The sequence below is a fragment of the Novosphingobium sp. genome, assembly GCF_039595395.1.
In the GTDB taxonomy this organism is placed as follows: Bacteria; Pseudomonadota; Alphaproteobacteria; order Sphingomonadales; family Sphingomonadaceae; genus Novosphingobium.
Window position 1 is genome coordinate 3,713,999 of sequence record NZ_JBCNLP010000001.1, and the last position, 12,236, is coordinate 3,726,234.

Annotated in this window: 9 protein-coding genes and 1 pseudogene; 2 read left to right on the forward strand and 8 right to left on the reverse strand. The window is 64.9% G+C overall.

What is annotated here, in order from left to right; genetic code table 11:
* Positions 1–63: 63 nt before the first annotated feature.
* The gene (locus ABDW49_RS16950) at positions 64–1,200 is read right to left on the reverse strand and encodes a phosphoserine transaminase (RefSeq protein WP_343613288.1); all 1,137 of its coding nucleotides are present in this window, start codon (positions 1,198–1,200) and stop codon (positions 64–66) included.
* 189 nt (positions 1,201–1,389) lie between these two features.
* Between ABDW49_RS16950 and ABDW49_RS16955 the strand changes: the two genes are divergently transcribed.
* Positions 1,390–2,094: an extensin family protein gene (locus ABDW49_RS16955; protein WP_343613290.1), complete on the forward strand. Its 705-nt coding sequence runs from the start codon at positions 1,390–1,392 to the stop codon at positions 2,092–2,094.
* Positions 2,095–2,370: 276 nt separating this feature from the next.
* On the opposite strand, the gene ABDW49_RS16960 is transcribed toward ABDW49_RS16955, so the two are convergent.
* The 4 genes from ABDW49_RS16960 to ABDW49_RS16975 form a co-directional block, all read right to left on the reverse strand.
* Positions 2,371–3,114, reverse strand: coding sequence for a peptidase (locus ABDW49_RS16960; RefSeq protein WP_343613291.1), 744 nt, complete (start codon positions 3,112–3,114; stop codon positions 2,371–2,373).
* Positions 3,115–3,276: 162 nt separating this feature from the next.
* Positions 3,277–4,092: a transglutaminase family protein gene (locus ABDW49_RS16965; protein WP_343613293.1), complete on the reverse strand. Its 816-nt coding sequence runs from the start codon at positions 4,090–4,092 to the stop codon at positions 3,277–3,279.
* A gap of 15 nt (positions 4,093–4,107) precedes the next feature.
* The gene (locus ABDW49_RS16970; RefSeq protein WP_343613295.1) at positions 4,108–5,052 is read right to left on the reverse strand and encodes an alpha-E domain-containing protein; all 945 of its coding nucleotides are present in this window, start codon (positions 5,050–5,052) and stop codon (positions 4,108–4,110) included.
* Between the two features lie 16 nt (positions 5,053–5,068).
* Positions 5,069–6,502 (reverse strand): circularly permuted type 2 ATP-grasp protein, encoded by a 1,434-nt coding sequence (locus tag ABDW49_RS16975; RefSeq protein WP_343613297.1) that lies wholly within the window; start codon positions 6,500–6,502, stop codon positions 5,069–5,071.
* A 209-nt stretch (positions 6,503–6,711) separates the two neighbouring features.
* On the opposite strand from ABDW49_RS16975, the pseudogene uvrB reads away from it, so the two are divergent.
* A pseudogene (gene uvrB / locus ABDW49_RS16980) lies at positions 6,712–8,912 on the forward strand (excinuclease ABC subunit UvrB).
* 258 nt (positions 8,913–9,170) lie between these two features.
* Here the strand turns inward: uvrB and ABDW49_RS16985 are convergent.
* From ABDW49_RS16985 to ABDW49_RS16995, 3 genes are read right to left on the reverse strand one after another with little or no spacing between them, the layout of a single operon-like run.
* Positions 9,171–9,800: a hypothetical protein gene (locus ABDW49_RS16985; RefSeq protein ID WP_343613299.1), complete on the reverse strand. Its 630-nt coding sequence runs from the start codon at positions 9,798–9,800 to the stop codon at positions 9,171–9,173.
* Positions 9,801–9,827: 27 nt separating this feature from the next.
* Entirely contained in the window at positions 9,828–10,709 is an 882-nt protein-coding gene (locus tag ABDW49_RS16990) for an OmpA family protein (RefSeq protein ID WP_343613301.1), read from the reverse strand.
* On the reverse strand, positions 10,709–12,220 hold the full coding sequence (locus ABDW49_RS16995; protein ID WP_343614345.1) for an oligosaccharide flippase family protein: 1,512 nt from the start codon (positions 12,218–12,220) through the stop codon (positions 10,709–10,711). The genes ABDW49_RS16990 and ABDW49_RS16995 overlap by 1 nt, the downstream gene beginning before the upstream one ends.
* Between the last annotated feature and the right edge of the window lie 16 nt (positions 12,221–12,236).

Consider the following 12,236-nt stretch of genomic DNA (forward strand, 5'->3'; position numbering starts at 1 on the left):
ATGCGGAATATCGCTGTGTTCAGGGGATGTGGCGGCGCGGGTTCTCGCGCCGCCAGATATGCGTCAGGCTGCGACGGTCGCCTTGACCGAGGCATAGGCATAATCGAGCCAGGGGCCCAGCGCCTCGATGTCCTCGACATTGACGGTGGCGCCGCACCAGATGCGCAGGCCCGCCGGGGCATCGCGATAGCCCGCGATGTCGTAAGCGGCGTCTTCCTTTTCGAGGATGGCGGCAAACTTCTTGATGAAGTCGGCGTCGGCGCCCTCAACGGTGAGGCAGACCGAGGTCTTCGAGCGGGTGCCCTTGTCGACAGCGAGATGGCCCAGCCAGTCACGTTCGGCAACGATCTTGTCCAGCGCGTTGGCGTTGGCGGTGCAGCGCGCCTGAAGACCCTTCAGGCCGCCTTCCGACTTGGCCCATTCCAGCGCGAAGATCGCATCTTCCACGGCCAGCATCGAGGGCGTGTTGATGGTCTCGCCCTTGAAGATGCCCTCGGCCAGCTTGCCCTTCGAGACAAGGCGGAACACCTTGGGCAGCGGACGGTCGGGGGTGAAGTTTTCCAGACGCTCGACAGCGCGGGGGCCCAGGATCAGCACGCCATGGCCGCCCTCACCACCCAGCACCTTCTGCCAGGAGAAGGTGGCAACGTCGATCTTGGTCCAGTCGATGTCATAAGCGAAAACGGCGCTGGTGGCGTCGGCGAAGCTCAGGCCCTCGCGGTCGGCGGGGATCCACTCGGCGTCGGGCACGCGCACGCCGCTGGTGGTGCCGTTCCAGGTGAAGAGCACGTCGTTCGTCCAGTCGACCTTGTCCAGATCGGGGATCTGGCCGTAATCGGCGCGGACGACCGTGGCGTCCAGCTTGAGCTGCTTGACGGCATCCGTCACCCAGCCTTCGCCGAAGCTTTCCCAGGCCAGAGCGGTGACTTCGCGGGCGCCCAGCATGGTCCACATGGCCATTTCGAAGGCGCCGGTGTCCGAACCGGGCACGATACCGATGCGATGGGTGTCAGGCAGACCGAGCAGCTCGCGCATCAGGTCGATGCTGTACTGCAGACGCGTCTTGCCGATCTTGGCGCGATGCGAGCGACCGAGCGATGCGGTGGCGAGCTTTTCGGGAGAAAACGTTGGCGGCTTAGCGCAAGGGCCCGACGAGAAAAAAGGACGAGCGGGTTTGGTAGCCGGAATAGTAACAGTCATGTAGACTCTCCTCACAGAGAGCACGCGCGGCGTTGGGACCGCGTGGCCCGGCGCCGCTTCTAAGGGCAACCGAAGCGAAGTCAACCCGCCTTCGACGAAGCGAAACGAAAAATCGCAAGGGTTCCAGAGCAACATTGTTACGCGCACTCTGCAATAATATGTTAACCATTCCTGCCGCATGTTAACCATATGCACCCGTGGCCAGCCTCCCCCCGGCGCCGCCCAAGCGGCAAACTCCCCCCCATTCGCTGCGCTGTCAGCGCCTTATCCGCGCTGGCGCTGGCCGCCTGCTCGTCCGCGCCGCAAGCACCGCCGACACCCCGGCGCACCACCAACAACTGGTCGCCCGCGCCCGCATACAACAGCTGTCTGGCGGACCTCGGCAACAAGGAAGCCACCTTCACCCCCCTGCCCGACCAGTATTTCGGCGCAGGCTGCTCGAACATCCAGACGGTGAAATTGCTCTCCGTGCGCGGCGACTATTCCGCGCTGGGCATCACCAACCTCGGCCCCGTCACCTGCCGCCTTGCCGACGCCTTCGCCGGCTGGGCCCGCTATGGCGTGGACCGCGCCGCGCGCCAGATCCTGGGTAGCCAACTGGTGCGAATCGAAACCATGGGCAGCTACAGTTGCCGCAACGTGGCGGGCAGCGATCATCGCTCGGGCCATGCCACCGCCAGCGCCATCGACGTCTCCGGCTTCGTGCTGGCCGATGGACGGCGCGTGTCAGTGCTGGGCCAGTGGAACGCCGGGACGCCTCAGGAGCGCGAGTTCCTGCGCGTGATCCACACCAGTGCCTGTCGGAGATTCGGGATGGTGCTGGGGCCGGATTACAATGCGGCTCACCGCAATCACTTTCATGTGGAAGCGGTCGATTCGCATTTTTGCCGGTAGGGGTTTGAAGAAAAAGGGAAATGCGAGGGTGTTACACCCTCGCGCTCCCATTAGTGTCTGCGTGGCGCATTGGGTTCGGCCATAGGGCAACGTCGCTGCGCCGCAGGCTGATGCTCCCCGCTCTGCGTTGTCGATCCATGATTCGATTGCCTGCGGTGCCTTATGTCGCGCAGGTGGAGAGCCTTGGCGCACCATTTCGGCGCCCGTGCCCTTTCGTCGGAAGACGTCATGGGAGCGCGAGGGGGTAACCCCCTCGCATCTTTCTTCCTTCAAATCTTACCTTGCGTGAAAAGGATAATCCGGCAGCCCGTCCAGCGCCGCCCGCAGCGCCTCGCCCCATCCGGCGCTCAAGCTGCGATACCATGGATCGGACTCCGTAATCCGCACCTCATGCAGCGGTTCGAACTTGTCCTTCGCCACCACCAGCAGGTCCAGCGGCATGCCGACCGACAGGTTTGCCTTCAGGGTCGAATCGAAGCTGACCATCATCAGCTTCACCGCATCCTCGAAGTTCATGGTGCGGTCGTATCCGCGCAGGATGATGGGGCGGCCGTATTTGGTCTCACCGATCTGGAAGAAGGGCGTGTCGAAGCTGGCCTCGATGAAATTGCCCTCGGGGTAGATCAGGTAGAGGTGCATCCCCATGCCCTTGATCTGCCCGGCCAGGATCAGCGTGGCGCCGAACTGGCCCGAGGCTTCCGGGCCATTGTCCTCGTCGCGATCGGCGATGGTTTCGCGCAGCAGCTTGCCGACATGCTCGGCCATGGCGAACATGGTGGGCAGTTGCAGCAGGTCGTTCTTGCGGTCGGCGCGAGCCTTGTTGCGCTCTTCGAGGCGGGCGACGACGGCCTGCGTGGTGGCGAGGTTGCCGCTGGTCATCAGCGCGACCATGCGCTCGCCGGGCACGGACCAGCTGTGCATCTTGCGGAAGGTGGAAATGTTGTCGACGCCCGAATTGGTGCGGGTGTCGCTCATCAGCACGAGCCCGGCATCCAGCATCATGCCAACACAATAGGTCATTGTACGTTCCTGTTGCCGCCAGTCACGACCCGGCGTCGATTCGTTTCGCCGGTTTGCTGGGCATTCGATCCAGCCGCGTCAAGCATAGAGGCGCGCATTTAACACCGCTTGCCGTAGCCGGATCGGGCAATTTACAGAGGTGTCAGCGACTTAGGCGGCACATTATTGTGCCATCAATTGCTGGGCCACATCGAGCGCCACCGACAGCCCCGCGCTGCCGCCACCGGGCACCAGGCTGGTGACGGGCGCGGCCTCGGCATAATCGGCGCCAAGGGCAACGCGGACATAGCGACTGTCCGGGCAGATCTCGTTGGAAGGATCGAAGCCCACCCAGCCGAGGCCCGGAATATGCGCCTCTGCCCAGGCGTGGCCGGCGTCCTGAGCGGTGCTGGCGTCCATCAGCAGATAGCCCGAGACATAGCGCGCGGGCACGCCCAGCAGCCGCGCCGCGCCGATGAAGACATGTGCATGGTCCTGGCAGACGCCCTTGCCCAGCTCCAGCGCCTGTTCGGCGGTGGTGGTGACGTCAGTCACGCCCTTTTCATAGGTCACCACCTCACCCACCGCGCGCGACAGGGCGTGCAGCGTGTCGAGCACATTGACATCTTCCAGCGGAAAGTCGCGGGCCAGCGCCTTCAGCTTCGGCCCCGGCTTGGTCAGGGCGGTCTGGTTGGTGAAGAGCCACAGCGGCATGAAACCCGCATGCGGGCCGACCATCCCCGCCGTATCGCGCACCTCGACCAGAGCGCTGGTGGTGACCGCCACCTCTTCCACATCATTACCGAAGGAAATCAGCGTGGTGGCATTGCCGTTGTGATCGTCATAGGCGGCCTCGATCACCGCGCCATCCACGGCCATCTGCCATTCCAGCACATCCTGCACCGCGCATTGGCGCGGGCGCAGCCGCAGGCGCTGCACCCCGTAACGCGCCGGAGCATCGAAGCGATAGCGCGTGGTGTGGCTGATGGCGATGCGCATGAGGCGGCTCCTGCCTTACTCGGTGAAGCGGTAATCGGCGGCGATGGCGTCGGCGATCTGGCGGTTGGTGTTGATGAATTGCGTGATGAATTCGTGCAGGCCAAATTCGAAGATCTGCGCGATGCCAGTCTGCTGCAATCGGGCATTCGCCTGACGCAGCAACTCGTGCGAGGGCGCCGCCTCGCCATAGCCATAGGCGAGACTCGCCATGTTGCTGGCCAGCTTGTCATAGCAAAAGGCCAGAGAACGCGGGAAACGCCCGTCGAGGATCAGGAATTCGGCGATGCCCTTGGGGTCGAGCGCGCCCGCATTCATCCAGCGAAACGCCCGCTCGCCCGAGACCGAGCGCAGCACCATCTCCCATTGCGCATTGTCCAGCCGCGAACCGACCCAGGCCAGCGAGGGCAACAGCACATGATATTTCACATCGAGGATGCGCGCGGTGTTGTCGGCGCGTTCGATATGGGTGCCCATATAGGCAAAATTGTAGATGTCGTTGCGCAGCATGGTGCCTTCCATCGCGCCGCGCACCAGCATGGTCTGGCGGCGGATGGTGTCGAGCACTTCGCCCAGATCGGCCTCGCTCACCGGGCGGGCGAGGAGATCCTTCAGGATCATCCAGCTTTCATTGGTGGCTTCCCAGACCTCACGCGTGATGGCGGTGCGGACCATGCGGGCATTGGTGCGCGCATTTTCCATCATCGCCAGCACGCTGTCGGCATTCTCGGGCGAGCGCAGCACGAAATTGGTGATGATATGGCCGGTGTGATCCAGACCGGTGGCGGCGAAGGCCTCCTCCAGCCCCAGTGTGATGAGCACACTGCGCCATTCGTCGCTGGCGGCGGAAAGCCCACGCGTCAGCGCCATACGAAAACCGGCGTCGAGCATGCGCGCGGTGTTTTCGGCCCGCTCCAGATAGCGGAACATCCAGAACAGGCCCCAGGCGGAACGACCCAGCATCAGACGTTACCCCCCATCATTCCGCCAGCACCCAACTGTCTTTCGTACCCCCGCCCTGACTGGAATTGACCACCAGTGATCCCTTCTTCAGCGCCACCCGCGTGAGGCCCCCCGGCGTGATGTTGATCCCATTGGGCGAGACCAGCACGAAGGGCCGCAGATCGACATGGCGCGGCGCCAGCCCCGCCTTGGTGAAGATCGGCACGGTGGAGAGCGACAGGGTGGGCTGGGCGATGTAATTTTCCGGACGCGCGCGCAGCTTCTTCTCGAAGGCTGCGATCTCGGCCTTGGAAGAGGTCGGGCCGATCAGCATGCCATAGCCGCCGCTGCCGTGAACCTCCTTCACCACCAGTTCGGGCAGGTGATCCAGCACATAGGCCAGTGAATCCGCCTCGGCGCAGCGCCATGTCGGCACGTTCTTCAGAATCGGCTTCTCACCGGTGTAGAACTCCACGATCTCGGGCATGAAGGAGTAGATCGCCTTGTCGTCCGCAATGCCGGTGCCCGGCGCGTTGGCGATGGTGATCCCGCCCGCGCGATAGACATCCATGATGCCGGGCACGCCCAGCACGCTGGAAGGGTTGAAGGTCAGCGGATCGAGGAAATTATCGTCCACGCGCCGGTACAGCACGTCGATAGCCGTCCAGCCCCGCGTGGTGCGCATGCAGACCCGGCCATCGACCACCCGCAGATCCCCGCCCTCGACCAGCTCGGCGCCCATTTGGTCGGCCAGAAAGGCATGCTCGAAATAGGCGGAGTTGTAGATGCCCGGCGTCAGCACCGCCACCGTGGGGCGATGGCCACTGGCGGCGGGCGGGGCGCAGGCGGCAAGGCTGCGGGCCAGCGCGCGCGGATAATCCGAAACCGGCTGCACCTGCACCTTGGTGAACAGTTCCGGGAACATCGCCATCATCGTCTCACGGTTCTCCAGCATATAGGAGACGCCGCTGGGCGTGCGCGCATTATCCTCCAGCACCATGAACTCATCGGGCCCGGTGCGGACCAGATCGATGCCGACGATATGGGTGTAGACCTCGCCCGGAGGCGTGAAGCCCACCATCTGGGGCAGGAAAGCCTCATTGCCGCGCAAAACACGCTCGGGCACCTTGCCGGCCTTCACGATCTCGCGCTTGTGATAGAGGTCGTGCAGGAAGGCGTTGATCGCGCGCACCCGCTGCTCGATGCCGACCGACAGCTTCTTCCACTCATCGGCGGTGACGATACGCGGGATCATGTCGAAGGGGATCAGGCGTTCCTGCCCGGCATCCTCGCCATAGACGTTGAAGGTGATGCCGGTGCGGCGGAAGAAGCTCTCCGCCTGCTTGCCCTGCTTCACCATCCAGCGCGGGTCCTGCGCATCGTACCACTCGCGATAGCCGGCATAGGCGGGGCGGACCTGCCCCTGGCCATCGATCATCTCGTCATAATGCGAGAAGGTGGTTGTTGTCATCGGCACCCCAATAAGCAAGCGGCTCCGCATGCCGCCTTGCCAAGTGAAGCTGCATGAAAGGGAAAGCCTTGCCAAGCGTCATTGCTGCACTTGCGAAACTTATTTTTTCGGGGCAGTCTCCCGCGCAACTTTCGTGCGGCTCATGCATTTCGCCTTCGGAAATCCGCGCCGCCCTTGCGGAACGATAGGCGAACGCCCATAACCTCCCCATGGCCGAACTGATCATCCGCCGCGGGCTGGAAGAGCCCGACACCTCGGGCAATTTTGTCCCCCACCGCCCCGCCCGCCCCGACAAGGTCGAGCCAGGCAAGGCGCTGCGCATCGTCAGCGACTACAGCCCGGCGGGCGACCAGCCCACCGCCATCGCCGAGCTGGTGCAGGGCATCAGTGCGGGGGACGACACGCAGGTGCTGCTGGGCGTGACCGGCTCGGGCAAGACCTTCACCATGGCCAAGGTGATCGAGGCGACTGCAGCGCCCGGCGCTGATTCTGGCGCCCAACAAGACGCTGGCCGCGCAGCTGTACGGCGAGTTGAAGAGCTTCTTCCCGGACAATGCGGTGGAGTACTTCGTCTCCTACTACGACTACTACCAGCCCGAGGCCTATGTCGCCCGCTCGGACACCTACATCGAGAAGGAATCCAGCGATCAACGAGCACATCGAGCAGATGCGCCTCTCGGCCACCCGGGCCCTGCTGGAGCGCGACGACGTGATCATCGTCGCCTCGGTCTCTTGCCTCTATGGCATCGGCTCGGTCGAGACCTATTCCGCGATGATCTTCGATCTGGAAACCGGCAAGGATCAGGACCAGGGCGAGATCATCCGCAAGCTGGTCGCCATGCAGTACACCCGCAACGATGTGGCCTTCGCGCGCGGCACCTTCCGCGTGCGCGGCGACAATCTGGAGATCTTCCCCAGCCACTATGAGGACATCGCCTGGCGCATCAGCTTCTTCGGCGATGAGGTCGAATCGATCGTCGAATTCGATCCCCTCACCGGCAAGGCGGGCGCCAAGCTGGAGAAGATCCGCGTCTACGCCAATTCGCACCACGTCACCCCCGGCCCCACCATGCAGCAGGCGATGCACGCCATCCGTTTCGAGCTGGAGGAACGCCTCAAAGAGCTGAATGCCGAGGGCAAGCTGCTGGAAGCCCAGCGCCTGGAGCAGCGCACCCATTTCGATCTGGAGATGATCGCCGCGACCTGGGCTACTGCACGGGCATCGAGAACTACTGCCGCTTCCTCTCGGGCGCGCCTGCCGCGGCGAGCCGCCGCCGACGCTGTTCGACTACCTGCCGGCGAACGCCCTGCTGGTCGTCGACGAATCCCACGTGACCATTCCGCAGATCGGCGCCATGTTCAAGGGCGACCGCGCGCGCAAGGAAACCCTGGTGGAATACGGCTTCCGCCTGCCGTCGGCGCTGGACAACCGCCCGCTTGCGCTTCGAGGAGTGGGAGGCGATGGCGCCGCAGACCATTTCCGTCTCCGCGACGCCGGGCAGCTGGGAGATGGAACAGGCCGGCGGTGTGTTCGCCGAGCAGGTGGTGCGCCCCACCGGCCTGATCGACCCGCACGTGGAAATCCGCCCGGTCGACGACCCAGGTGGACGACCTGCTCGCCGAGATGCCGCAAAACGGCGCGCGGCGGGCTACGGCGCGTGCTGGTCACCACGCTGACCAAGCGCATGGCCGAGGACCTCACCGAATACCTGCACGAAGCACGGCGTGCGGGTGCGCTACCTGCACTCGGACATCGATACCGTCGAGCGCGTCGAGATCATCCGCGACCTGCGCCTGGGCGACTTCGACGTGCTGGTGGGCATCAACCTGCTGCGCGAGGGCCTCGACATGCCCGAGGTGTCGCTGGTGGCGATTCTCGACGCCGACAAGGAAGGCTTCCTGCGCTCCGAGCGCTCGCTGATCCAGACCATCGGCCGCGCCGCGCGCAACGTCAACGGCAAGGCGATCCTCTATGCCGACCGCATCACCGGCTCGATGGCAACGCGCGATCGGCGAAACCGAGCGCCGCCGCGCCAAGCAGCAGGCCTACAACCTCGAACACGGGATCACCCCCGCCACCATCAAGCGCAACATCCACGATATCGTCGCCGACACCGCCTCACGCGATGGCGTGCTGGTGGATATCGAGGACGATGGGGTGAACAACCTCGTCGGCCACAATCTGCGCGGCTATATCGAAGACCTCGAAAAGCGCATGCGCGCCGCCGCCGCAGACCTTGAGTTCGAGGAGGCAGGCCGGTTGCGCGACGAAATCCGCAAGCTGGAGGCAACCGAACTGGGCCTGCCGGATTCGCAGCATAAGGCGCCGATCATCGGGCGGTCGAATGAAGGGAAGCCGGGAACGAGAAAGACCCGGTATGGAAAGATTCAGAAGAAGTGGGGGAAGTAAGGAAGATGCGGGGGGGGGGTACCCCCTCGCGCTCCCATAACGTCTCCCGACGCACGGGCAGTGGCACCCGATCGCTGCGCCCAACCTCTCCACCAGCGCAATAAAAAGGCGCCGCAGGCAAAAAACCCCGGCGCCTTTCTATCGTTCAAAGCCTGCGGCGCAGCGACGTTAGCTCTATGGCCGAACTCGAAGCGCAACGCAGACATTAAAGGGAGCGCGAGGGCGATGGCCCTCGCATCTTCCCTTCCTTCCTAAACCTTACAACTTCCCGAACTTGGCCTCATACCCGGCCACGTCTCCGGTAGCCAGAAACCCGGCCTGCTCGACCCAGTTATCCCGCTTGGGCCGCCCGGCGAAGGTGCCAAGCTGAGCATCCACAGCCGCCAGATCGGCCTCCGACCAGCCCGCGATCTGCGCGAAGCTGACCACGCCCAGTTCCTTCAACCGCGCCGACAGCTTCGGCCCCACGCCCTTCAGCCGCGTCAGATCGTCGCCCGAAGCGGCAGGGGCTGCAGCCAGAGGCGCAACCTCAGCCGCCTGCACCACCGGCGTGGTCACCACCTCGGCCACTTCCTCATGCGCCGAGGCGACCTCAGCGGCGGCGGCAAAAGCCGCCACATCGCCCAGCCCGCCAAGGTTCGCGCCGGTGCCGCCCAAGGCAGCCGAGACTCCAGACGCCTCGCGCAGGTCCACGCGCGACGCCGCGCTGGGGGCATCGATAAAGGCCTGGTTGCGCTTGGCGGGGCCGGCGCCTTCGTCCAGCACATCGGCGCTGCGGTGGCGTTCGCGGACCGGTTTCTTGCGTCCCCAGATCAGCCACGCCACGATCAGTCCGACCAGCAGCACAATGCCGAAGGCCAGAGCGTTGGTTTGGAGTATCGTCTGCATCGCGGGAGTCCTTACAAGAAATCTGTGTCAGGCGGGGCGGATGCGCCGCCCCCACAGCATCCAACCGATGCCCAGCCCCAGAGTATAGGTCAAGGCGGCCAGCGCGGCAATTTCCAGCCACAGCGGCATCGGAGAAAGCGCATCGCCCCCGCGCGGCGGCTCGGCGCCGGGGCGGTCGACCAAAGTCGGCTCAAGGCTGACCGGGGCGATCACCGAAAATTCGATGCGACGGTTGGCGACATCCTGGGGCGTCAGGCCGGGCACGGGGTGCTCGGAGCCCATGCCCCGCGCGCGCAGATCGGCAATGTCGATGCCGCGCTGCCCCAGCGCATAGCGGACGGCAAGGGCGCGCTCATGCGAGAGGTTGAGGTTGAAGGCCTCGTCGCCGCTGGCGTTGGTATGGCCGGTGATGGCGATCACACTGCCAGCGCAGGGGCGCAGCGCGGCGGCCACCTCATCCAGCGCGCGGCGGCTGGCCGGGTCGATGGCGGCGCTGGAGTCCGCAAAACGCAGGCTGCGGCTTTTGAGGATTGCGGTGACGTCGCCCGCGCAGTCGCGCCCTTCGGCATCGACGGGCGCGGCGACATGGCCATGATGCCCCGCGAGCCAATGGACCCCGCCCATGCCGGGCACAGCGGCCACAGCCTGAGCCAGTTGCGCGCGCTGGCCATCGGGCAGATTATCGCCGCCGCTCAGCACCGCGTGGCGGGTGAGCCAGCCATTGCGGTCCTGAAACAGGGCGTGGACATCGCCACCATGCGCGGCGGCGATCGCCTGAGCAGCCTCGCCTTGCAGCCAGCCGACCATGGCTCCGCCCTGCGCCATCTCGTCGGCCAGACCGATGCCCAGCGCCAGAACCAGTCCGCCCAGCCCCAGCGCCCAGCGGGCCAGAGGGCCTGGGCGCGCCATCAGCCTGCCTGCCCGCCGGAAGCCTTCGGGGTGGCAGCCTGTTCAGGCTGGCGGCGGAACAGCATGCGGTCGTCAGGGCCGAAGCCGAAATGCCAGATCACCGCGCAATAGCTGGCCAGAATGGCGGGCACGCCAAAGCCGATCTGCCATGCCTCGGGCAGCCATGTCACAACGGCCCAGCCCACCAGCGAGGCCACCACGCCCGCCCCCACCAGCGGCCAGCGCCATGTGCTGATCGCCATGTTCAAATGGCGGGCGAGCATCTGCGACTTGACGATGGAGGCAATCGACAGCGTGACCATCAGGGCGCCAGCCGCACTGCTGGCCTGGTCCATCTCGTCGAGGCCGAAAGCGCGGTCGACATACATGCCAGCCACGGTCAGCACCGCCTGCAGGCCGATGGTCGCCACCGAGACGAAGAGATTGCGCACCGGGGCAATATAGATCAGCGCCGCCTCGGAGACCACCGCCGTCGCCGCGCCCACTTCAGCGCCCAGCAGGAAGCACAAGGCGCCAAGGCCTCCGACGAATTGCGGACCGGTCAGACCCAGCACGCCGCGCCCCGGAATGCCCAGCGCCAGAGCGATACCCGCCTGCGCCGCAGTAATCCAGAAGCCCACCTGACAGACCTGCCGGGCGATCCCCGCGTAATTCTGTTCCTTCAGATTGCGCGTGATGACGGGGCCAAGGATCGGCTCGAAGCTGGTCTTCAGCTTCTGGGGCAGGCTGGCGAACTGCTGCGCCACATAATAGACGCCCACCGAGGTCGGCGTGGCAAAGATGCCCAGAATGGCGATGTCGAGCTTGCGCGTGCCCCATTCCACGGCATCGGCCACCGCCAGCGGCGCATTGTCCAGCGCCAGCCGGCCGATATGCAGAGGATGCGGCCGCCACTGCTGGGGCCAGCCATAGGAACGGATCAGCGGCCCGATCATCGCCAGAGCCGAAGCAATGATCGAGACGATATAGGCCAGCGACAGTCCGCTTTCCTTCAGCCCGTCAAACCATGTCCAGGTCCCGGCGAGATAAAGCAGCCCGGCGGTGATCGAGAGCGACCATGGCTCGACAATCGAGCGCGCCCGCACCGTCGTGGCGATATCGTAACGATAGGCCAGAGCAGAGAGGACGATATCGCCAAAGGCTGTTGGGAAGATCGTCAGCACCAGCAGGCGGTCGAGATCGCTGTAATTGCCGCTGGGGAACATCGGCGCGGGCACGAACCACAGGAACAGCGCCGCCACCGTCGACAGCATCAGCGAGAGCAGCAGGCTGTTCGCGACGATGTTGGCGGGATGATGCTTTTCCTCGGCCAGTTGCTGGGCGATGCCGCGCTTCTGGCCCAAGGTGCAAAGCTGCGCCGCAAGCTGAACGATCAGCACGGCATAGGCATAACGGCCCAGAGACGCCGCGCCATAAAGCCGCCCGGCGATGAAGAGGAACGGGATGTTGCCCGCCAGCCGCATCAGGAAGCCGAGGAAATTGGTCCTCCCGCCCTTGGCGAGCGCCGCCATGTCCTGCTGGCCATTG